We start from the raw sequence: 22,095 nt of genomic DNA on the forward strand, positions 1-22,095 counted from the left end.
CCGACCGGGCCCCCTGTCACCGGCCTCGCATACCGTGTGCCGCATGGCCGGCCCCCCCTCGAGACGTCCCGCGCGCCCCTCCGCGGCCTACCGCTGCGCCGAGTGCGGCTGGCAGGCCGTGAAGTGGGTCGGCCGGTGCGGCGAGTGCCAGGCGTGGGGGAGCGTCGCCGAGGTCGGTGCGGTCACCGCGCGCACGACGGCGGCGACCACGGCGCAGCGGCCCGCGGTCCCAATCGGCGAGGTCGACGTGCGGCGGGCGGTCGCCCGGCCCACGGGGGTACCGGAGTTCGACCGGGTACTGGGTGGCGGCATCGTCCCCGGTGCGGTCGTGCTCGTCGCGGGCGAGCCCGGCATCGGCAAGTCCACCCTGCTCCTCGACGTCGCGGCGCGGGCCGCCCGCTCGGGCGAGCACGGCGACCGCCGGGTCCTCTACGTCAGCGGTGAGGAGTCCGCCGCCCAGGTGCGCACCCGGGCCGAGCGGATCGAGGCGATGGCGCGATCGCTGTTCCTCGCGAGCGAGACCGACCTCGCGACCGTGCTCGGCCAGGTCGATGCCGTGCAGCCCGAGCTCGTCGTCGTCGACTCGGTCCAGACGATCGGCAGCGCCGAGGTCGAGGGCTCGGCGGGCAACGTCAGCCAGGTGCGCGAGGTGGCGGCCTCGCTCATCCAGGTCGCCAAGGAGCGTGGCATCGCCGTCCTGCTCGTCGGGCACGTCACGAAGGACGGCTCGATCGCCGGCCCGCGCGTCCTCGAGCACCTCGTCGACGTCGTCGTCCAGTTCGAGGGCGACCGGCACTCGCGGCTGCGCCTCGTGCGGGCCGTGAAGAACCGGTACGGCCCGACCGACGAGGTCGGCTGCTTCGACCTGTCCGACGTCGGGATCGTCGGGCTCGCCGACCCCAGCGGGCTGTTCCTGTCCGGGCGCACCGCCGCGGTGCCCGGCACGTGCGTCACCGTCACCCTCGAAGGTCGCCGGCCGCTCGTCACCGAGGTGCAGGCCCTCGTCACCGCGTCGAGCCTGGCCACCCCCCGACGGGCGACGAGCGGCCTCGACCCGGCCCGGGTCAACATGATCCTCGCCGTCCTCGACAAGCGAGCGCAGGCGCCGATCGGCAGCAGCGACGCCTACCTGTCGACCGTCGGGGGCGTGCGCATCACCGAGCCCGCGGCCGACCTCGCGGTCAGCCTCGCCCTCGCCGGCGCCATCACCGACCGGCCGCTCCCGCCCGGCACGGTCGCCTTCGGCGAGGTCGGCCTCGCCGGCGAGGTCCGGCCGGTCACCGGGGCCCACCGCCGCCTCGCCGAGGCGGCCCGGCTCGGCTTCGACCGCGCCGTCGTTCCGCCGGGGGTGCTCGGCGCGGGGCCGGTTCCCGACGGAGTGCAGCTCGTCGAGGCCGGGACCGTCGCGGAGGCCGTGCTGCGCGGGTTGCACGACCGGGCCCCCCGGTGAGCCGGAAGGCTCTTGCCCGGCGCCGTTTCGCACGGCGCCACTCGGGACCCGGATAGGATGCCCGCACTGGCCGCGGACCGCGTCGGCCCGGGGACCGGAGACTGCAGGAGGTGAGCGTGCCGACGCCGCAGTCCGACGACGACCTCCTGCGCACCACGCTCGCGGCCGTCGCGCCGGGCACCGAGCTGCGCGACGGGCTCGAACGCATCCTGCGCGGACGCACCGGTGCCCTCATCGTCCTCGGCAACGACAGGGTCGTCGAGACCGTCTCGACCGGGGGCTTTCCCCTCGACATCGAGTTCTCGGCGACCCGGCTCCGCGAGCTCGCGAAGATGGACGGTGGGATCGTCACCGACCGTGAGGTCACCCGCATCCTGCGTGCGGCCACCCAGCTCGTGCCCGACCCGCGCATCGAGACGAGCGAGTCCGGCACCCGGCACCGCACCGCCGAGCGGGTCGCGAAGCAGACCGGCTTCCCCGTCGTGTCCGTGAGCCAGTCGATGCGGATCATCGCCCTGTACGTTGCCGGGCGCCGCGTCGTCCTCGAGGACTCCAGCGCCATCCTGTCGCGCGCCAACCAGGCCCTGCAGACCCTGGAGCGCTACAAGTCTCGCCTCGACGAGGTCACCGGCACCCTCTCGGCCCTCGAGATCGAGGACCTCGTCACGGTGCGCGACGTCGCCAACGTCCTCCAGCGCCTCGAGATGGTGCGGCGGATCAAGGACGAGATCGCGGAGTACGTCGTCCAGCTCGGCACCGACGGGCGCCTGCTCAGCCTCCAGCTCGAGGAGCTCACCGGCGGGCTGTCCGACGACCTCGGCCTCGTCATCCGCGACTACCTGCCCGAGGCCAAGGCCGAGTTCAGCCTCGAGGAGGCCATCGCCAACCTCGAGGCCATCGACTCCACCGAGCTCCTCGACCCCGCCGCGGGTGCCCGGGCCATCGGCTTCACCATCGTCGGGGACTCGCTCGACTCGTCGGTGAGCCCGCTCGGGCACCGGCTGCTGTCGAAGGTGCCGCGCCTGCCCGGCGCCATCGTCGACCGGCTCGTCGGCCACTTCGGCAGCCTCCAGAAGCTGCTCGCGGCCAACATCGACGACCTCATGGACGTCGACGGCGTCGGTGAGGGCCGGGCCCGGCTCGTGCGCGAAGGGCTGTCCCGGCTCGCCGAGTCGAGCATCCTCGAGCGCTACGTCTGACCCGCTCGCCGCACGTGGTCCCCTCGTCAGACCCTCTCCACCCCGGCGTGCCTCACGCCGGGCGGTGGCCGGTGGATGCCGGCTCCCTCCACCGGCCGGTGCTCGCCTGGTACGCGGGGCACGCCCGGGACCTGCCGTGGCGCGACCCGTCGTGCTCGCCGTGGGGCGTGCTCGTGTCGGAGGTCATGTCCCAGCAGACGCCCGTCGGGCGGATCGAGCCGGTGTGGCGGGAGTGGATGGAGCGCTGGCCGACGCCCGCGGCGCTCGCCGCCGAGTCGCCGGGGGAGGTGGTGCGCGCCTGGGGGCGGCTGGGTTACCCGCGCCGGGCCCTGCGGCTGCGCGAGGCGGCGGTGGCCGTCGTCGAGCACCACGGCGGGCAGGTGCCCTCGGACGAGGCGGGGCTGCTGTCCCTGCCGGGGGTGGGCTCGTACACGGCCGCGGCGGTCGTCGCGTTCGCCTTCGGCCGCCGCACGACGGTCGTCGACACGAACGTCCGGCGGGTGCTCGCCCGCGCCGTCGGGGGGCGCGAGCACGCCGCTCCGTCGCTCACCGCCGCCGAGTCGGCACTCGCGGCAGCCGTCGTCCCGGAGGACGCCCCGACATCCGCGACGTGGAACGTCGCCGTCATGGAGCTCGGGGCCCTCGTCTGCCAGGCCCGGGCGCCGCGCTGCGACGCGTGCCCACTCCTCGACCGGTGCGCGTGGGTGCTCGCGGGGCGCCCTCCTCATGACGGGCCGCCCCGGCGCGGCCAGGGGTGGCACGGCACCGACCGCCAGGTGCGCGGTGCGGTGCTCCAGCTGCTGCGCGACAGCCCGGGACCGCTGACGCGCGAGGCGCTCGACGCGGCTGGGCCGGATGCCGGCCAGGTCGAGCGGTGCATCGGCTCACTCGTCGAGGACGGCCTGCTCGAGCCACTCGAGCACGACCGGTTCCGCCTCCCCGCCTGAGCGGCCTCCACCCCCGCCCCGGCAGCGCCTCGACCCAGTCGATTCGGACGAGCCATGGACAGCTCCTTCCTTCGGGAAGTTGCGCACACGCCGTGAACCCGCGCCGCCCGGGCGACGACCTCCGCACTCGCCGCCGGGTCGAGGGGGTCGAGGGGTGGAACCCGGTCGGCGGCGACCTCCCGCCGCGCCACACTGGTCGGCATGGGTACGTGGACCGGCACGACGGCCGAGGCCGACGACACGGCGTCGGCATCCGGTGTCGGTGACATGGCGACGGCATCTCGTGTGGGTGACGTGACGGCCTCCGGCGTCTCCACGGTGTGGAGCGTCCGGGAGGCGCCCGGCGCGACCCACCGCACCGCCGACGAGCTGGCCGCGGTCCTCCCGATGCTGCTGGCGGCGCCCCGGGATGCCGGGACGCTGGAGCTCGTCGTCCGGCGCCCCCGGGTCGGGCATCGGGAGGTGCTCCACGAGGGCGAGCTCGACGTCGTGCTGGGGCTCGTCGGTGACTCGTGGTCGCAGCGACCGAGCAGCCGCACGGCCGACGGCGGACCGCACCCGGACATGCAGCTCAACGTCATGAGCGCACCCCTCGTCGGGTTCCTCGCCGGCGCGCCCGGGCGGCGGGCGCTCGCGGGCGACCAGCTCTACCTCGACCTCGACCTGTCGCACGACAACCTGCCGGCGGGCTCCCGGCTCACCATCGGGGACCCTGCGCTGCGTTTCGCGGTCATCGAGGTGACCGCGCAGCCGCACACGGGTTGCGCGAAGTTCGTCGAACGCTTCGGGGCGGAGGCGATGCGCTTCGTCAACGGCGCCGTCGGCCGTCCGTTGCGGCTGCGCGGGCTCAACGCCCGGGTCGTCGTGCCCGGCCGGGTCCGACCCGGTGACCCGGTCACCGTGACCCGGCGCGGCGCCGTCGACGAGTAGGCAGGACGACACACGGCCCACCCCCGAGGGGGTGGGCCGCGCCGCGTGCCGATGCGTCAGCCGCAGGTCACCTGATCGGGTAGACCGGCTGCGTCTGGGCGTTGAACTCCTTGAGCCGCACGGAGTTGGCCTTGCGGAGCGTCGGGTCCTTGAGCATGAGGACGTCGAAGCCCTTCTGGATGTCCGAGCTGTAGACGAACCCGTTGTAGTAGTACGCGGACCACGTGCCGCCGAGGTTGCTTGGGGACAGCGGACCACGCTCGAAGTAGTCGAGCTCCTTCGGGCTGGTGGAGTCGGTGAACTCCCACAGCGAGACGCCGCCCTGGTACCAGGACTGGACCATGACGTCGCGACCCTTGACCGGGATGATCGACCCGTTGTGGGCGACGCAGTTCTCGGTGGTGTTCTGGTGCCGCGGGATCTTGTAGTACGACTTGAACGTCAGGTCGTTGCCGGCCGACAGGTCGTAGATCGCGTTCGCGCCGCGGTTGGGTCCGGTGGCGGCGTCGCACGTCGCGCCCGCTCCGCCGCCGAGCTCGTCGGTGAAGACGACCTTGGTCCCGTCGCTGTTGAAGGTCGCCGAGTGCCAGAACGCGAAGTTGGTGTCGCGCACGGTCTCGACCACCTTCGGGTCCTCCGGGTCCGAGATGTCCATGATGACGCCGTCACCCATGCACGCGCCGGCGGCGATCTTCTTGCTCGGGTAGGCGGTGATGTCGTGGCACCCGGCCGTGCCGGAGTTGCCGCCGTCCGGGAAGAGGACCGGTGTCTCGACGACGGTCGCGCTCGTCGGGGCGGCGTGCGGCACCTTGACGATCGAGATGAGGTCGTGCGGGGCCTGGCAGTCGGGGAAGCTGTCCCGTGGGCCGTAGCTCGAGACGTAGAGGTAGTCAGCGCTCTCACCCGGCACGACGGTGTGGGTGTGCGAGCCGCACTTCGTCTCGACCGACTTGATGTACTTCGGCTTCGTCACGTCGGAGACGTCGAAGATCTTGATGCCCTCCCACGACTCCTTGATCGTGGCCGGCTGGCCGGTGCTCTCGCAGCTGTCGTCGGAGCGGGATGAGTCGGTGGACAGGTAGACCAGGTCGCCACGCACGCTGATGTCGTTCTGCGAACCGGGGCAGTTGACCTGCGCGAGGGTCCTGGGGGACGACGGGTTCGAGATGTCGTAGATGATGAACCCCTGGTAGTTGCCGACGTAGGCGCGGTCGCCCTGGAACGCGAGGTCGGTGCCGAACTGGCCCGCGAACGGACCGACGTGCGGCGTGTTGCTCAGGTGCTTGATGTTCTTGCTGTACCCGATCTGGTCGGGGGCCAGGTCCGTACCGGAGACGTTGAGGCCGTCCCCCGCTGATGCGGCGCCCACGCCTCCGAGCGCCAGCATGAGGGTTCCCGCGGCTGCAACCGCGAGAAGTCTCGTCCGTGTCATGTCCACCTCGATCTGATCGGCCGGCGCGGTCCGGTGGTCGACCGGGCCCACCCGGCAAGGGGTGTGGTGTCGGTCACACTGCACGACGCGACGGGGGCGTGGGGAGTTTGAAACGTAAGGAAATCCCATGGGTTCGGCCGGGTTACAGTGACGCGCGTGACGAGCCCTGACCGCCGCCCCGACGCACGCCGAGCACCGCGCCTCGCGGTAGCCGCCGGGGCCGCCGCCCTCGTGATCTCCCTGGGCGCCTGCACCGGAGACGACGGGTCTGCCGCTGCCGTCACCGCTCCGCCGCCGAGCGTCCCTGTGCTGCAGCCGGGTCAGCCCGGCGAGCCCGACGCGACGCTCACCGGGTCGGCGGCCGCACCGACGGTCACCCCGACCGCGCGACCGGCGGACGCCCGCTTCCTCCAGGACATGATCGTCCACCACGCCCAGGCCCTCGTCATGGTCCGGGCCGTGCTCCCCGAGCTCACCGACGCGGAGGTCAAGGGCATCGCCTCGCGCATCGGCGATGAGCAGGAGCCCGAGATCGACGCGATGGCCAGGTGGCTCGAGGGGCGCGGTCAGTCCGTGCCGCCCGAGGCGACGAACCCCAACCTCACCGACCACGGCACGCACTCGATGCCGGGCATGGCGAGCGAGGCGGACCTCGCGCGGCTCGCGGCCGCCACCGGGCCGGAGGCCGACCGGCTCTTCCTCGCCCTCATGATCCGCCACCACGAAGGGGCGATCACCATGGTCGAGGAGCACCTCGCGAAGGCCACGGACGCGCGCATCGAGGAGACGGCTGCCGACATCTCGGTGACCCAGACCAAGCAGATCGCCCAGATGAAGGGGATGCTCGACCGGCTGTCCTGACGCCACCTGCTGACCGCGCTCAGGATCGCGGCATACAGTGCACCCGAGCACGTCCAAGAGGGTGAGGTGCAGCGCGGCGCGGAGGCATCGGTGGGGGCAGGCACGACACGGACCGGCCTGCTCGCCAGGACGGCCCGGCTCGCCCGGACCGCCCGGACCGCCCGGACCGGCCGGCTCACCCGAACCGCCCGGGTCGCCGGGGTCGCCCTGGTCGTCGGGGCGCTGTTCGCCGGGCAGCCGGCGCGGGCGGACGAGGGCCTCGCGACGACCGCGACGAGCCGCTACGTCCTCGACGCGAAGCAGACGACCGTCGACGCGGCGGTGACGATCGACCTGCGCAACGTCGCCCCCGACCGCGGCGATGTCTACTTCTACTACGACGCCTTCACCGTTCCGGTGCCCGCCGGCGCCGAGGACCTGCGGGCCCGCAGCGCCGGGACGTCGCTGCCGGTGCGGCTCACCCCGACGCAGGACCCCTCGACGAGCCTGGCGCGCATCTCGTTCCCGGACCTGCGCTACGGCCGCTCACGCACCATCGAGCTGACCTTCTCGGTGCCGGGCGAGAAGCCGCGCGACGAGGACGGCACCCGGGTCGGGCCGGGCTACGCCACCTTCGCGGTCTACGGCGTCGGAGACCCGGGGAGCAACCGCGTCGAGGTCGTGGCGCCGACCGACATGACCTTCGACGCCACGAGCGACGACTTCACGTCGAGCACGGAGGGCGCCACGACGACCCACGTCGCGACGACCTCGACGGAGGAGGACGGGTTCTGGGCCGTCGTGTCGCTGCGCGACCCGGCGAAGGCCGAGGAGCGCGCGGTCGAGGTGTCGGGGAATGCCCTGCTGCTCAACGGCTTTCCCGACGACCCCAAGTGGGCCGACTTCGTCGCGGACCGGGTGACCACCGGCATCCCCGCCCTCGAACGCCTCGTCGGCACGCCGTGGCCGGGAGGTCTCGAGCGGATCCGGGAGGACGCCTCCCCCTCGCTGCGTGGCTACGACGGCTGGTTCGACCCGAGTGACGACGAGATCGTCATCGGTGAGGGGCTCGATGCCGACCTGCTCTTCCACGAGCTCTCGCACGCGTGGGTCTCGGGTGAGCGCTTCGACGAGCGGTGGGTCTTCGAGGGCCTGGCCCAGGTGCTCGCGGAGCGGACGGTGCGTGCCACCGGGGGCGAGCCCGCCGACCGCGAGCGGGTCTCGTACCGGGATGAGGATGCCGTGCCGCTCAACGCGTGGGACGGCTCCGCGAGCGGGCGGTCCGAGGACGTCGACGCCTACGCGTACCCCGCCGCCTACACCGCGACGAGTGCGCTGCTCGCCGACCTCGACGACACCGAGCTGGCCGCGGTGGTCGGTGCCGGCATCCGGGGGGAGCGGGCCTACGACCCACCCGGGACGAAGGACGCCGACGGGGGCCGCACGAGCTGGTCGCGATGGCTCGACCTCGTCGAGGTGCGCGGGGGCGTGGAGGATGCCGCGCAGGTCTTCCAGCGCTGGGCCCTCACGGCCGAGCAGCGGGCGCAGCTCGCACCGCGCGCCGAGGCCCGCGCCGCGTTCGCGGCGGTCGACGAGGGGGACGGCGCCTGGCTGCCGCCGGAGGGCTTGCGCGACGCGATGACGGCGTGGGACTTCGAGCGGGCTTCGTCGGTGAACGAGAAGGTGGCCGGGCTCGGCCCCGAGGCGGTCGAGGTGCAGGATGCCGCGGCGCGCGCCGGCGTCGACGTGCCGGACCCGGTCCGAGAGTCGTACGAGCAGGCCGAGTTCGACGAGCAGTACGCCGCTCTCGGCGCGACGTTGCCGGCGGCGGCCACGGCGGTCACCGCCGTCGGGCGGGCGCAGGACGTGGCTGGGCAGGACCGCGACCCGCTGAGCGACCTCGGCGTCACCGTGCTCGGGGTGGAGGACCTCGCGACGGACGCGACGGGGCACCTCGAGGCGGGGGCCCTGGCGGCCGCGACCGAGGCGGCCACTGCCGCGTCGAGTCGCGCCGACCGCGCGCTCCTCGTCGGTCTCGCCCTTCCCGTCGTGCTCGTGCTCGTCCTCCTCTCGGCGGTCCTCGTCACCCGAAGGCTGCTCAGGCGACGCGCGCGGCGGCGCGCGGCGGCGCAGGCAGCAGCCGTCGAGGCCGCGGCGGTGCTGGCGGCCCAGCGGTCGTTCCTGGCCCAGGGCATCGGCCCTGCCGAGCAGGTCCCACCCGCGAACGCGGACGGCTCACGCGGCTGAGCGCGCAGGCGTGCGGCGCGTGCCCCCGCCGGGTCGTGTGCCGCCGCCGGGTCGAGTGCCGCCGCCGGCGCGTGTGCCGCCGCCGGGTCGAGTGCCGCCCGGGTCAGAGGACCCGGAGCATGCGGGTGTTGCCGAGGGTGTTCGGCTTGACCCGCTCGAGGTCGAGGAACTCGGCGATGCCCTCGTCGTAGCTGCGCAGGAGCTCGGCGTAGACCTCGGGGTCGACGGCCTGGCCCTCGATGACCTCGAAACCGTGGTGCCCGAAGAACGTGGTCTCGAAGGTCAGGCAGAACAGCCGGCTCAGCCCCAGCTCGCGCGCCCGGTCGACGAGCCGCTGGAGCAGGGCCGAGCCCACCCCGTGCCCGAGCACGGACGGGTCGACGGCGAGGGTGCGAACCTCGCCGAGGTCCTCCCACAGCACGTGGAGCGCCCCGCACCCGACGACGCGGCCGCCGAGCTCCGCGACGACGAAGTCGGACACCGACTCGTAGTAGGCGACGGCCTCCTTGTTGAGCAGGACGCGCCGCTCGGCGAGGGGGGCGACGAGGGCACGGATGGCCCGCACGTCGGACGTGCGCGCGGCGCGCACGACGACCGGGGCCGCCGGGGGCGGCGGGGTGGGGTCCGGGGTGGTCGGCACGGGGGGAGCGTAGTCCCGCCGGCGGCGCTGGGAGCACCTGGTCCCGGGCATTGGCGGCGGCCCGCACCGCAGGGGTGGTGGCGGGCCGCCTGTGCAAGGTGCCCCGGAGGCCCTTGCCTGCGCACCAGTCTGCGGCACCGGCCGCCCTCGTTGGGTAAAGGCACGTTCAAGGTTTGGTGCGGATTGCGCCGAGGGTCACCGACCGGCAGGGACCCGAGTCCAAGGCCCGACCGACGTCCGAGGGCCCCACCGACGCCCGAGGGGCCCCGACCGGGTGGTCGGGGCCCCTCGCGAGCCGTGGCACGGCATCCGGTGGCGGTCAGCCCTCCGCGGCGACGACGGGGACCTCGATGGCCTGCGCCTTCGGGGCGCCCTCGAAGGTGAACGTGGCGTCCTTGCCCTCGCCGGTGGCGTCGACCGCGACGATCTCGCCGGCCTTGAGCTCGCCGAAGAGGATCTTCTCGGACAGCACGTCCTCGATCTCGCGCTGGATCGTGCGACGCAGCGGCCGGGCTCCGAGGACCGGGTCGTAGCCCTTGGTCGCGAGCAGGTTCTTCGCCGCGGGCGTGAGCACCATGCCCATGTCCTTGTCCTTGAGCCGCTTGTCGAGCTTGGCGATCTCGAGGTCGACGATCTGGACGATCTCGGACTGGCTGAGCTGCGGGAAGACGATCGTGTCGTCGACGCGGTTGAGGAACTCCGGGCGGAAGTGCTGCTTGAGCTCGTCGATGACCTTGGCCTTCATCCGGTCGTAGTCCGAGCGGGTGTCGGGGCCGGCCGAGAAGCCGAGCGAGCCCTTGGTGATGTCCCGGGTCCCGAGGTTGGTCGTCATGATGATGACGGTGTTCTTGAAGTCGACCATCCGGCCCTGGGAGTCGGTGAGCCGGCCGTCCTCGAGCACCTGCAGCAGCGAGTTGAAGATCTCCGGGTGGGCCTTCTCGACCTCGTCGAAGAGCACGACGCTGAACGGCTTGCGGCGCACCTTCTCGGTGAGCTGGCCGCCCTCCTCGTACCCGACGTAGCCGGGGGGCGAGCCGAACAGGCGCGAGACGGTGTGCTTCTCGCTGTACTCGGACATGTCGAGCTGGATGAGGCTGTCCTCGTCGCCGAAGAGGAACTCCGCGAGGGTCTTGGCGAGCTCGGTCTTCCCGACGCCCGTGGGGCCGGCGAAGATGAACGAGCCACCGGGGCGGCGGGGGTCCTTCAGGCCGGCGCGGGTGCGGCGGATCGCCTGGGAGAGCGCCTTGATGGCGTCGTCCATGCCGACGACCCGCTTGTGCAGCTCGTCCTCCATGTGGAGCAGGCGGCTGGACTCCTCCTCGGTGAGCTTGAAGACGGGGATGCCGGTCGAGGCGGCGAGCACCTCGGCGATGAGCTCCTCGTCGACCTCGGCGATGACGTCCATGTCGCCGGACTTCCACTCGGCCTCGCGCTTGGCCTTGTCGTTGCGCAGGTTCTTCTCGTCGTCGCGCAGGCGCGCGGCCTTCTCGAAGTCCTGCCCGTCGATGGCCGACTCCTTCTCGCGCACGACGGCGGCGATGCGCTCGTCGAACTCGCGCAGGTCTGGTGGTGCGGTCATCCGGCGGATGCGCAGTCGCGCTCCCGCCTCGTCGATGAGGTCGATCGCCTTGTCGGGCAGGAAGCGGTCGTTGACGTATCGGTCGGCCATCGTCGCGGCGGCGACGAGAGCGCCGTCGGTGATGGACACCCGGTGGTGCGCCTCGTAGCGGTCGCGCAGGCCCTTGAGGATCTCGATCGCGTGCGCGAGGGTCGGCTCCGCGACCTGGATCGGCTGGAAGCGGCGCTCGAGCGCGGCATCCTTCTCGATGTGCTTGCGGTACTCGTCGAGGGTCGTCGCCCCGATGACCTGCAGCTCGCCGCGGGCGAGCATCGGCTTGAGGATCGAGGCCGCGTCGATGGCTCCCTCGGCCGCACCGGCACCGACGAGGGTGTGGATCTCGTCGATGAACAGCACGATGTCGCCGCGGGTGCGGATCTCCTTGAGCACCTTCTTCAGCCGCTCCTCGAAGTCACCGCGGTAGCGGCTGCCGGCGACGAGGGCGCCGAGGTCGAGGGTGTAGAGCTGCTTGTCCTTGAGGGTCTCGGGCACCTCGCCGCGCACGATGTCCTGGGCCAGGCCCTCGACGACTGCCGTCTTGCCGACGCCGGGCTCACCGATGAGGACGGGGTTGTTCTTCGTGCGGCGCGAGAGCACCTGCATGACCCGCTCGATCTCCTTCTCGCGCCCGATGACCGGGTCGAGCTTGCCCTCGCGGGCGGCGGAGGTGAGGTTGCGGCCGAACTGGTCGAGCACGAGCGAGCCCGCGGGGGCGCCCTCGGCGGGGCCGCCCTGGGTGGCCCCGGCGCCCCCGGAGGAGCCCTCCTTGCCGCCCTGGTAGCCCGAGATGAGCTGGATGACCTGCTGGCGCACCCGGGACAGGTCGGCGCCGAGCTTGACGAGCACCTGCGCGGCGACGCCCTCGCCCTCGCGGATGAGGCCGAGGAGGATGTGCTCGGTGCCGATGTAGTTGTGCCCGAGCTGGAGGGCCTCGCGCAGGCTGAGCTCGAGGACCTTCTTCGCGCGCGGGGTGAACGGGATGTGGCCCGTGGGGGCCTGCTGGCCCTGGCCGATGATCTCCTGCACCTGCTCGCGGACGGCCTCGAGGGAGATGCCGAGGCTCTCAAGGGCCTTGCTCGCGACGCCTTCGCCCTCGTGGATGAGGCCGAGGAGGATGTGCTCGGTGCCGATGTAGTTGTGGTTGAGCCCGCGTGCCTCCTCCTGGGCGAGCACGACGACGCGCCGGGCGCGGTCGGTGAACCGTTCGAACATGGTGCTTCTCCTGACGTCGAGTCACCTCGATGCTAGTCGCGCCGCCTGAGTCCGTCCCGCTCGTCGTCACCGAGCGGTCATCCGGGGGCGGCGCGTCCTTCGGGGGGTCCAACGTGACGGGTGGGTGCGGGTGTTCCGCGTTCGCTCTCGGCATAGCGAGGTTCGACGGCGACGGATGCCGGTCGGATGCCGGGTGGTCGGGCCGCCGCGGGCGCGCTCGGCGTGCGGGTGGCTCGGGTCCGGGTCAGTGGCGGCGCTGGCAGCGCCCGCACCAGGAGAGGTTGCGGCCGGCGACGTCAGTGGCGGCGCTGGCAGCGCCCGCACCAGAAGAGGTTGCGGCCGGCGACGACCCGGGTGCGCACCCTGGAGCCGCACGTGAGGCACGGCATCCCCGCGCGCTTGTAGACGTACGAGGACCGCTCGGTGAGGTGCGGCACCTCGCCGCGGCCGAGCGCCGCCTCGACCGCGAGCAGCTCGTCCTCGACGGTGACGATGCGCCCCGTGGCGACGCCGAGCGGCATGAGCCGTTCGAGGTCGTCCCAGACGAGCCGCCACGACGCGCGGCGCATCCGGCGGCCCTCGGTGAACGGGGACAGGCGGTGCCGGAAGAGCACCTCGGAGCGGTAGACGTTGCCGACGCCGGCGAGCACCGACTGGTCCATGAGCAGCTCACCGACGGTGCGTGACGAGCGGTGGATGCGAGCCCACGCGACGTCCGGGTCGGCATCGGGGCGCAGGGGGTCGGGGCCGAGGCCATCGAGCACCGCGTCGACCCGTTCGGGGCTCGCGACCTCGCACAGGTTCGGGCCGCGCAGGTCGGCGACGTGCTGGTCGGTGCGCAGCCGCAGCCGGACCTGGCCGAGGGCGGGGACCTCCGCGGTCCACTCGTGGCTGTCGACGGTGAAGGACCCGATGAGGCCGAGGTGCACGTGCAGCCACCGGTCGTCGGCGAACTCCACGAGCAGGTGCTTGCCGCGCGACGTCGCCCGCAGCAGCTCGCGCCCGCTCAGCTCGGCGGCGCCCTCGGTGAACTTGCCCTGTGGGCTCGTGACCTCGGGCGTCGTGCCGGCGAAGGCCTCGTGGAGGTCACGGGCGAGGGCGAAGAGGGTGTGGCCTTCGGGCATGGCGAGAGCGTATGCCGCGCGTCCGCATACGCGGGTGGTGAGGGGAAGGGGGTGTGGGGTGTCAGGGGCGCGGACAGTGGCGCGTTCGGCACCCTTGGGGGTGGTGTGGCGTACGGCCGGGGTGTCAGGGGCGCGGACAGTGGCGCGTTCGGCACCCTTGGGGGTGGCGTCGCGTACGGCAGGGGTGTCAGGGGCGCGGGGAGTCGCGCGTTCGGCACCCTTGGGTGGGTGTGGCGTACGGCAAGGGTGTCAGGGGCGCGGGGAGTCGCGCGTTCGGCACCCTTTGGGGGTGGCGTCGCGCCCGGCAGGGGTGTCAGGGGCGCGGACAGTCGCGCGCCCGGCATCCCTGTCGCCCTCAGCCCGGGCGGGTGGTGCGCAGGATGCGCAGCGCCCTGGGGCCGAACCCGTGCAGCGCGAGGAGGTCGGCGTCGGGAGCCGCGTCGACGGCATCCCACGTCGTGAGGCCGGCGTTCGTCAGGGCCCGGCGGGCCGGGGCGCCGATGGCGTGCACCTCGTGCGGTGGCCGCGAACGCCTGTCGTCCTCCGCGTGTGGGTCGCGCGTCGGATGCCGGCCGGCCGCCGGGTGTGGGTCGGCCGCCGGGTGTGGGTCGGCGCCGGGGCTGCGACCGTCCGCCACGTCAGCTGGCCTTCCTCTCCGCCTTCTTCGCCGTGGTCTTCTTGGCGGTGGTCTTGTTTTCCGCGGTCTTCTTGGCCGTCGTCTTCTTCGCCGTCGACGTCCCGGGCTTCGTGGACTTCGCCGCCGCCTCGGCGGTTGCCGGCTCGGAGGCGGACCCGGACGCCTCGCCGCGTGACGCCTTGGCCTTCTCGACCGAGCGGGCCAGAGCTGCGAGCAGGTCGACGACCTCGCCACTCTCCTCGGGTTCGGCGGCCCTGACGCGCACCTCGCCACCCTCGACCTTGGCGCGGACGAGCTCCTTGACGGCGGTGGCGTAGTCGTCCTCGTACTCGTCGGGGTCGTAGTCGCCCGCGAGCTGGTCGATGAGCATCTTCGCCATGTCCATCTCCTGCTTGCTCGCGCTCTGGTCCTCGGTGACCGTCGCGAAGTCGGCGGCGCGGATCTCGTCGGGCCAGAGCATCGTCTGCATGACGATCACGCCGTCGCGCACTCGCAGCACGGCCATCGTCATCCGGGTGCGGATGGACACCGTGCAGATCGCCATCCGCTTCTCCTTCTCGAGCGCGTCGCGGAGCAGGACGTACGGCTTGGTCGCGGACTTGTCGGGCTCGAGGTAGTAGCTCTTGTCGAGCCACATCGGGTCGATCTGGTCGGACGGGACGAACTTCGTCACGCCGATCTCCTTCGACGACGTGCTCGGCAGGTCGGCGAAGTCCTCGTCGGTGAGCACGACCATGTCGCCGTCCTCGGTCTCGTAACCCTTGGCGATGTCGTCGTACGAGACCTCCTCACCGTCGATGGAGCAGATCCGCTTGTACCGGATGCGCCCGCCGTCCTCGCGGTGCACCTGGCGGAACTGCACGTCGTGGTTCTCGGTCGCGGAGTACAGCCGCACCGGCACGTTGACGAGGCCGAAGGAGACCGCGCCCTTCCAGATCGCCCGCATGGCCGTCCACCCTTCCGTCTGCCGTGCGCCTCCTCGCGCTCGGCGCAGACTCCCAGCGTAAACCTGCCCTCGGGTGCGGAAACGGTCGCCGGGACGACCACTTGCGCACCCAAGGCGGGTGGAGCGGGGCAGGACGTGGGCAGGATGGGTCCGTGCCACCTCTTCGTCCGATGCTCGCGACCGTCGCGCAGACCGTGCCGGCCGGCGACGCGTGGGTGCACGAGGTCAAGTGGGACGGGATGCGCGTGCTCGTCGACGTGCGCGACGGTGAGGTCACGGTGTGGTCGCGCAGCGAGCGAGACGTCACCGCGGCCTTCCCCGAGCTCGATGACCTGGGGCGGCACTACGACGACATGCTCCTCGACGGCGAGGTCGTCGCGCTCGACGGCGGACGCCCGAGCTTCCACGCCCTCACCGAGCGGATGCACGTCTCCGACCGGCGCCGTGCCGCCCGCCTGGCCGCCACCCGGCCGGTCACCCTCATGGTCTTCGACCTGCTGCGGCTGTTCGGGTCCGACCTCACCGGCCAGCCGTGGACGGCCCGGCGCGAGCTGCTCGAGCGACTCGACCTCACCGGACGCCACTGGCAGGTACCGCCGGTCTACGACGACGGGCAGCAGCTGCTCTCCGCCACCGCTGACCAGGGCCTCGAGGGGATCGTGAGCAAGCGTCGGTCGGCCCCCTACGCGGTCGGCCGCCGCTCGCCGGACTGGCGCAAGACCGCACACCGCTCCAGCCGGTCGGTCGTCGTCGGCGGGTGGCGCCCGGAGGTCGGCTCGACCGGTCGGCTCGGCGCCGTGCTCGTCGGGCTGCCCGACGGCTCGGGCGGGTGGCGGTATGCCGGCCGCGTCGGGTCGGGCCTCGCCGGCACCGCAGGCGAGGCGCTCGCCGCCCGTCTGCGTCCCCTCCGCCGCGACGGTTCCCCGTTCGCCGACGAGGTGCCCGGCATCGACGCGAACGGCACGACGTGGGTCGAGCCCCGGGTCGTGATCGAGGTCCGCGCGCTCGAGCTCACGGGGCAGCACCGGCTGCGCCAGCCCGCCTACCTCGGGGTGCGCACCGACCTCACCCCGGCCGACCTCGAGGAGGTCGACGATGCCTGAGGAGGTCGACGATGCCTGAGTACGTCCCGGAGGTGACCCGCGTCGAGGTCGCCGGCAGGACCCTGCGGCTCACGAGCCTCGACAAGGTCATGTACCCCTCGACCGAGACGACGAAGGGCGAGGTGCTGAGCTACTACGCCCGGATCGCCCCGCTCCTCCTGCCGCACGTCGCGAACCGCCCGGTGACCCGGGTCCGCTGGCCGCACGGGGTCGAGGACGAGAGCTTCTTCGAGAAGAACCTGCCGTCCGGGGCGCCGAGCTGGCTGCCGCGCGTGCCCATCGACGACGTCACCTACCCGCTCGTCACCGACCTGGCCGACCTCACCTACCTCGTCAACCTCAACTCGCTCGAGGTGCACGTCCCCCAGTGGACCGTCGACTCCGACGGGGAACGGCGGAAGCCCGACCGTCTCGTCATCGACCTCGACCCGGGCCGACCGGCGGGGCTCCACGAGTGCGCCCAGGTCGCCCTGCTCGTCCGGGACCGGCTCGCCGCCCTCGGCCTCGACCTGTTCCCCGTGACCTCCGGCAGCAAGGGGATGCAGCTGTACGCCGCTCTCGGGGGCGACCTCACGAGCGACGAGGTGCGTGACCTCGCGATGCAGCTGGCGCAGGAGATGACCAAGCGGCATCCCGAGCTCGTGCTGTGGAAGATGACGAAGTCCCTGCGGCCGGGGAAGGTGTTCCTCGACTGGAGCCAGAACGTCGCCGCGAAGACGACGATCAGCCCCTACTCGATGCGCGGCCGGGAGCTGCCGTGGGTCGCCGCTCCTCGGACCTGGGAGGAGGTGGAACGGGGCGCAGCCCAGCCGGACTCGTTGCACCAGCTGATGTACGACGAGGTGCTCGAGCGGGTCGCTCGTGATGGCGACCTGCTGGCTGACCTCCCCTGACCCCGTCGCGCCCGGTGCGTCCGGCACTTCGGGGGCGTAGGGCCCCAACCTGCCGGACGCTGCGGGCCGGCGTCCACTGACGTCCGGCACTTCGGGGGCTCAGGGCCCCAACCTGCCGGACGCTGTCAGGGCCCCCACCTGCGGGACGCTGCGCGCAGGCGTGGGCAGCCGGCGCACTCGACGCATCCCGGCAGGGCGTAGAGGAGGCAGCACGACTCGCGCGCAGCCGCCCCGGGGCGCAGCAGCCCCGCCGCCCCCTCGGCCTCGCGGCGTGCCGCGACCCACATGTCGTCGACCATCGCCGCCCGGGTGTGCGGCCCGAGCCGCACGAGCGAGCGGTATGCCGTCGCGACCGGCACGGCGACCGCGCGGTAGTCCTGCTCGGCGCGCGCCAGCCGCTCGCCGAGCGACCCGGCATCCCCGGCGAGCCCGGCGAACCGCACCTGGGACGGGACGAGCGACCCCCCCAGCTCGAAGGTGAGCCCGGGGAGCACGGCCCGCCACGGGCCGCTCGCCGCGGCGTGCGCGGCCGTGTGGGCCGGCACCTGCAGCAGCCACTGGAGCACGAACGCCGCGGCCACCTGCGGCGGGGCGTCGACGTCGTACCACCGTCCCTGCAGCGCCCGCAGCTGCTCCTGCCAGGCGACGGCATCCGTCGTGAGGTCGTGCGCGAGCGGTGGCCCGCCGACGGTGAAGCGCAGCCACGCGTGCCGCCGCGACATGAGCGAAGCGACGCCCGCCGGGTCGACGGGCGCCGCTTCGGGGTCGTGCTCGGTGCTCAGGCGTGGGCCTTGTCGTAGGCGGCCTGGACCTCGGCCGAGATGCGGCCGCGGTCGCTGACCTGGTGGCCGTTCTCGCGCGCCCAGGCGCGCACGGCGCCGAGGTCGGCCTTGCGGCCCGAGCCCTTCGCGGCGGCCCGGCCGGTGGAGCGGCGGCCTCCGGTGCGCTCGGCATGACCGATCCAGACCGCGAGGTCGTCGCGCAGCTTCGCGGCGTTGTCCGCGGTCAGGTCGATCTCGTAGCTCACGCCGTCGAGCGCGAAGGAGACGGTCTCGTCAGCAGGGCTGCTCTTGTCGACGTCGTCGACGAGGAGAACCTGGACCTTCTTTGCCATTGGCTTTCCCTTCAGGGGGTGCGGGGGGTGTCCGGGCACCGCCAAGGATGCCGTGGAAACGCTATCAGTGCATTCCCTCGTAGGTAAAGCATGAGTAAAGATCGGTCATTCCCCCGAGGTTTTCCCGGATTCGTCCTCCGCATTCCCACGCTCCGGGGTCGCGGCCTCGCGCCCGGCGGAATCCGCGGCGGCATCCTCGGACCGGGCTCGCTCGCGATCCTGCGCCGCCTCGAACCGGGACTGGGCGAGTCGCTCGCGGCGGTCACCCTCCATCATCCCCTTGATGAGGAAGTAGAAAAGGGTCGCGACGACAATGGTCGGGACGATGGCCGCGACATAGGGCCAGACGTCGGACACGGCTCAGGCCTCCGGCTTCAGGTGGGGGAAAAGAATGGTCTCGCGAATGTTTGCGCCGGTGAACAGCATGATGAGGCGGTCGACGCCCAGCCCGAGCCCGCCCATCGGCGGCGCCCCGTACTCGAGGGCCCGCAGGAAGTCCTCGTCGAGCTGCATCGCCTCGGGGTCACCGCCGGCCGCCCGCAGCGACTGGGCGGTCAGCACCTCGCGCTGCACGACCGGGTCGACGAGCTCGGAGAAGCCGGTGCCCCGCTCCACCCCGGCGATGATGAGGTCCCAGGCCTCGATGAGGCCCGCCTTCTCGCGGTGCGGGCGGGCGAGCGGCTGCGCGATGGCGGGGTAGTCGCACAGGAAGGTCGGCTGGACGAGGGTGGGCTCGACGAGCTCACCGAGCAGCTCGAGGAAGACCTTGTCCTTCTCCAGCCCCGGGTCGACGTCGACGCCGTGCGCCTCGGCGTACCGCAGGAGCGTCTCCTTCGGGGTCTGGGGGGTCACGGCCCCGCCGACGACCGCGCTCACGGCGTCGTACACCGGCAGCCAGCGCCAGTTGCCGCCGAGGTCGACGGTGCCGGCCGGCGTCTCGACGACCCGTGACCCGAGCGCGTCGGCGACGCCGAGGTACAGGTCGCGCATGAGGGCGCCGATGCTGCGCTGGTCGCCCCACGCCTGGTACGCCTCGAGCATCGTGAACTCGGGGGAGTGCGTCGCGTCGACCCCCTCGTTGCGGAAGATCCGGCCCATCTCGTAGACCCGGTCGACGCCTCCGACGACGGCCTTCTTGAGGTTGAGCTCGAGGGCGATCCGCAGCACCATCTCCTGGTCGAAGGCGTTCATGTGGGTGCGGAACGGGCGGGCCGCGGCACCGCCGTGGACGAGCTGGATGACGGGGGTCTCGACCTCGACGTAGCCCTGCCCGTCGAGCACCGCGCGGATGGCGCGCAGGGCGGTGGCCTTGGTGCGCACCATGTCCCGGGCCTCCTGGCGCACGACGAGGTCGGCGTAGCGCTGGCGCACCCTGCTCTCCTCGGAGAGCTCCTTGTGCAGCACCGGCAGCGGCCGCAGCGCCTTGCTCGCCATCTGCCACCGTGTCGCGAGGACCGACAGCTCGCCGCGGCGCGAGCTGATGACCCGACCCTCGACGAAGACGTGGTCGCCGAGGTCGACCTCGGCCTTGAAGGCCGCGAGCGCCTCCTCGCCGACCTCGGCGAGGCTGAGCATCACCTGGAGCCGGGTGCCGACACCCTCCTGGAGGGTGGCGAATGCGAGCTTGCCGGTCGTGCGGACGAACACGACCCGGCCGGCGATTCCGACGACGTCCCGGGTCTCCTCGCCGGCCTCGAGGTGCGCCCAGCGTTCCCGGACCTCGAACAGGGAGTGGGTGCGATCGACGGAGACCGGGTGGGGCTGGATGCCGGCCGCGAGCATCCGGTCCCGCTTCTCGCGCCGGACCCGCATCTGCTCGGGCAGGTCGGCCTCGGGCTGGCCGCCCTGGGGGGCGGGGCTGGGGGTGTCCGTCACGAGGGTCAAGCCTACGGGCGGGCTCCCGCTGGCCCGCACCGTCCCCGGATGCCGTCCGCGCGGCCGAGGGGACCGCCGCCGTCAGCGTTCGTCGAGCATGAGGTCGAGGGAGTAGTCGTCCGCCCGGTAGCAGTGGTCGCCGAACTCGATCGCGTCCCCGGTGGCGGCGAAGGCCGTGCGCGTCATCGTCAGCACGGGCTGGGTGCCCACGATGGCGAGCCGACGGCGCTCCTCGCGCGTCGGCATCCGGGCCCCGACGCTCTGGTGCGCGACGACGGGGGTCGCCCCGCGGGCCCGGAGCGCGGCGTAGAGGCCGTCCGCCTCGAGCTCCTCGGGCGTGATGTCCGCGTAGGCGGGCGGGAGCCAGTTGTGGAGGACGGCGAGCGGGGCGCCGTCGGTCGAGCGCAGCCGCACGAGCGCGAGGAGCTCGGTGGAGCCCGGGAGGTCGAGGGCCGCTGCGGCGCGAACGTCCCGGACCGTGCGGAGGTCGAGGACCGCGGTGGTCGGCGTCTGTCCCGCGCGCACGAGGTCGTCGTGCAGGCTCGACAGCGCCGCACGACGGTGGATCTTGCGGTTCGCGACCGTCGTGCCGATGCCCCGGCGGCGCACGAGGAGGCCCTGGTCGACCATCTCCTGCATGGCGCGCCGGACCGTGGGTCGCGAGAGGGAGAGTCGGGCGGCGAGGGCGAGCTCGTTCTCGAACGGGTCGCCCGGCTGGAGGCGGCCGTCGTGGACCGCGGCCGTCAGCTGCTCGTACAGCTGGTGCCACAGTGGCACCGGGGACGTGCGGTCGATGCGCACGTCGACGACCCGGGGTGGCATGGCACGGACTGTACAGCGCGCGGGTGGAGATGTCAGTATGTCCTTACAAAGGAGGTCACATGCGGATCGGACTCGCCGGCGCAGGCCGCATCGGGGCGTTCCACGCGACGACGCTGGCAGCGCTCGACGGGGTGGACGAGCTCGTCGTCGCCGACGAACGCCCCGAGGCGGCCGCCACGGTTGCGGCCTCGGCCCCGAGGGCGCGGACCTCGGCCGTCGACTCCCTCCTGACCTCGGGCATCGACGCGCTCGTCGTCGCCACGTCCACCCCCGGTCACGCCCACCTCCTCCGGGCGGGCGTGACCGCAGGGCTCCCGACCTTCTGCGAGAAGCCCGTGGCAGCCACCCTCGAGGAGACGATCGACGTCGTGCGCGTCGTCGAGTCGTCGGGCGTGCCCGTGCACGTCGGCTTCCAGCGCCGCTTCGACACGGGCTACCGCCGGGCCCGGGACGCCGTGCGGTCCGGAGAGCTGGGCTTCGTCCACACCCTGAGGGCGAACACGAGCGACCGCCGACCGCCCGAGCCGGGATACGTCCCGACCTCGGGCGGCATCTTCCTCGACTGCTCCGTCCACGACTGCGACGTCGTGCGGTTCTTGACCGGCCGCGAGGTCGTGACGGTCTACGCGACGGGTGGGAACAAGGGCGAGCCCTTCTTCGCCGAGGCCGGTGACGTCGACTCGGCGGCGGCCCTGCTCACCCTCGACGACGGCACGATGGCCCTGCTCTCGACGACGCGCTACCACGCCCAGGGTCACGACGTGCGTCTGGAGGTGCTCGGCTCGCAGGGCTCGGTCTCGGTCGGGCTCGACGAGTCCCTCGCGCTGCGGTCGGTCGAGGACGACGTCGACTTCCCCCACGGGCCGGTGCACGACTCCTTCATGGACCGCTTCGGTCCGGCCTACCGGACCGAGCTGACCCACTTCCTCGCCGTGGCTCGCGGTGAGGCGCCGAGCCCGTGCACCGTGCGCGACGCCCTCGAGGCCTTCCGGGTCGCGCAGGCGTGCACCCTCTCCCTCCACTCCGGTCGACCCGTCGACCTCACCGACATCGCAACGACGTGACG

At 72.7% G+C, this 22,095-nt stretch carries 20 protein-coding genes; 9 read left to right on the forward strand and 11 right to left on the reverse strand.

The genetic code is table 11. The annotated features are described in order from the left end of the window. Positions 1-43: 43 nt before the first annotated feature. From radA to ABD899_RS13715, 4 genes are all read left to right on the forward strand, one after another. Positions 44-1,450: a DNA repair protein RadA gene (gene radA / locus ABD899_RS13700; RefSeq protein WP_345206943.1), complete on the forward strand. Its 1,407-nt coding sequence runs from the start codon at positions 44-46 to the stop codon at positions 1,448-1,450. Positions 1,451-1,566: 116 nt separating this feature from the next. Then, positions 1,567-2,649 (forward strand): DNA integrity scanning diadenylate cyclase DisA, encoded by a 1,083-nt coding sequence (gene disA, locus ABD899_RS13705; RefSeq protein ID WP_345207098.1) that lies wholly within the window; start codon positions 1,567-1,569, stop codon positions 2,647-2,649. 47 nt (positions 2,650-2,696) lie between these two features. Next, on the forward strand, positions 2,697-3,596 hold the full coding sequence (locus tag ABD899_RS13710) for an HhH-GPD family protein (RefSeq protein WP_345206945.1): 900 nt from the start codon (positions 2,697-2,699) through the stop codon (positions 3,594-3,596). Positions 3,597-3,797: 201 nt separating this feature from the next. Then, entirely contained in the window at positions 3,798-4,526 is a 729-nt protein-coding gene (locus ABD899_RS13715; protein WP_345206947.1) for a hypothetical protein, read from the forward strand. 67 nt (positions 4,527-4,593) lie between these two features. Here ABD899_RS13715 and ABD899_RS13720 read toward each other — a convergent pair whose 3' ends face one another. Further along, a complete protein-coding gene (locus ABD899_RS13720) occupies positions 4,594-5,895 on the reverse strand; it encodes an LVIVD repeat-containing protein (RefSeq protein WP_345206949.1) in 1,302 nt (433 codons plus the stop codon). Between the two features lie 219 nt (positions 5,896-6,114). Here ABD899_RS13720 and ABD899_RS13725 point away from each other — a divergent pair, with 219 nt between their 5' ends. Further along, positions 6,115-6,819, forward strand: a complete 705-nt coding sequence (locus tag ABD899_RS13725) for a DUF305 domain-containing protein (protein ID WP_345206951.1) — start codon at positions 6,115-6,117, stop codon at positions 6,817-6,819. Between the two features lie 90 nt (positions 6,820-6,909). Further along, on the forward strand, positions 6,910-9,045 hold the full coding sequence (locus ABD899_RS13730) for a hypothetical protein (protein ID WP_345206954.1): 2,136 nt from the start codon (positions 6,910-6,912) through the stop codon (positions 9,043-9,045). 103 nt (positions 9,046-9,148) lie between these two features. On the opposite strand, the gene ABD899_RS13735 is transcribed toward ABD899_RS13730, so the two are convergent. From ABD899_RS13735 to ku, 5 genes are all read right to left on the reverse strand, one after another. Next, positions 9,149-9,685 (reverse strand): amino-acid N-acetyltransferase, encoded by a 537-nt coding sequence (locus ABD899_RS13735; RefSeq protein WP_345206956.1) that lies wholly within the window; start codon positions 9,683-9,685, stop codon positions 9,149-9,151. 319 nt (positions 9,686-10,004) lie between these two features. Continuing rightward, the gene (locus ABD899_RS13740) at positions 10,005-12,515 is read right to left on the reverse strand and encodes an ATP-dependent Clp protease ATP-binding subunit (protein ID WP_345206958.1); all 2,511 of its coding nucleotides are present in this window, start codon (positions 12,513-12,515) and stop codon (positions 10,005-10,007) included. A gap of 296 nt (positions 12,516-12,811) precedes the next feature. Beyond that, positions 12,812-13,639, reverse strand: coding sequence for an Fpg/Nei family DNA glycosylase (locus ABD899_RS13745; protein WP_345206960.1), 828 nt, complete (start codon positions 13,637-13,639; stop codon positions 12,812-12,814). A gap of 355 nt (positions 13,640-13,994) precedes the next feature. After that, positions 13,995-14,276: a helix-hairpin-helix domain-containing protein gene (locus ABD899_RS13750; RefSeq protein ID WP_345206962.1), complete on the reverse strand. Its 282-nt coding sequence runs from the start codon at positions 14,274-14,276 to the stop codon at positions 13,995-13,997. A 1-nt stretch (position 14,277) separates the two neighbouring features. Then, positions 14,278-15,222 carry a non-homologous end joining protein Ku gene (gene ku / locus ABD899_RS13755; protein ID WP_345206964.1) on the reverse strand — a complete coding sequence of 315 codons (945 nt, stop codon included), beginning with the start codon at positions 15,220-15,222 and terminating at the stop codon, positions 14,278-14,280. A 152-nt stretch (positions 15,223-15,374) separates the two neighbouring features. On the opposite strand from ku, the gene ligD (ABD899_RS13760) reads away from it, so the two are divergent. Together ligD (ABD899_RS13760) and ligD (ABD899_RS13765) are read left to right on the forward strand one after the other, a co-directional pair. After that, positions 15,375-16,325 (forward strand): non-homologous end-joining DNA ligase, encoded by a 951-nt coding sequence (gene ligD / locus ABD899_RS13760; RefSeq protein ID WP_487249868.1) that lies wholly within the window; start codon positions 15,375-15,377, stop codon positions 16,323-16,325. A gap of 11 nt (positions 16,326-16,336) precedes the next feature. Beyond that, a complete protein-coding gene (gene ligD, locus ABD899_RS13765) occupies positions 16,337-17,218 on the forward strand; it encodes a non-homologous end-joining DNA ligase (protein ID WP_345206966.1) in 882 nt (293 codons plus the stop codon). 125 nt (positions 17,219-17,343) lie between these two features. On the opposite strand, the gene ABD899_RS13770 is transcribed toward ligD (ABD899_RS13765), so the two are convergent. The 5 genes from ABD899_RS13770 to ABD899_RS13790 form a co-directional block, all read right to left on the reverse strand. Beyond that, complete coding sequence (locus tag ABD899_RS13770) at positions 17,344-17,940, reverse strand: (2Fe-2S)-binding protein (RefSeq protein ID WP_345206968.1); 597 nt, start codon at positions 17,938-17,940, stop codon at positions 17,344-17,346. A 56-nt stretch (positions 17,941-17,996) separates the two neighbouring features. Further along, a complete protein-coding gene (locus ABD899_RS13775) occupies positions 17,997-18,332 on the reverse strand; it encodes a histone-like nucleoid-structuring protein Lsr2 (protein ID WP_345206970.1) in 336 nt (111 codons plus the stop codon). Between the two features lie 105 nt (positions 18,333-18,437). After that, a complete protein-coding gene (locus ABD899_RS13780) occupies positions 18,438-18,689 on the reverse strand; it encodes a hypothetical protein (protein WP_345206972.1) in 252 nt (83 codons plus the stop codon). 3 nt (positions 18,690-18,692) lie between these two features. Beyond that, entirely contained in the window at positions 18,693-20,207 is a 1,515-nt protein-coding gene (gene lysS / locus ABD899_RS13785; protein ID WP_425474972.1) for a lysine--tRNA ligase, read from the reverse strand. A gap of 81 nt (positions 20,208-20,288) precedes the next feature. Beyond that, entirely contained in the window at positions 20,289-21,029 is a 741-nt protein-coding gene (locus ABD899_RS13790; RefSeq protein WP_345206974.1) for a GntR family transcriptional regulator, read from the reverse strand. Between the two features lie 59 nt (positions 21,030-21,088). On the opposite strand from ABD899_RS13790, the gene ABD899_RS13795 reads away from it, so the two are divergent. Further along, positions 21,089-22,093 (forward strand): Gfo/Idh/MocA family protein, encoded by a 1,005-nt coding sequence (locus ABD899_RS13795; RefSeq protein WP_345206976.1) that lies wholly within the window; start codon positions 21,089-21,091, stop codon positions 22,091-22,093. The last annotated feature ends 2 nt before the right edge of the window (positions 22,094-22,095 follow it).

The organism is Fodinibacter luteus, assembly GCF_039541575.1.
In the GTDB taxonomy this organism is placed as follows: domain Bacteria; phylum Actinomycetota; class Actinomycetes; order Actinomycetales; family Dermatophilaceae; genus Fodinibacter; species Fodinibacter luteus.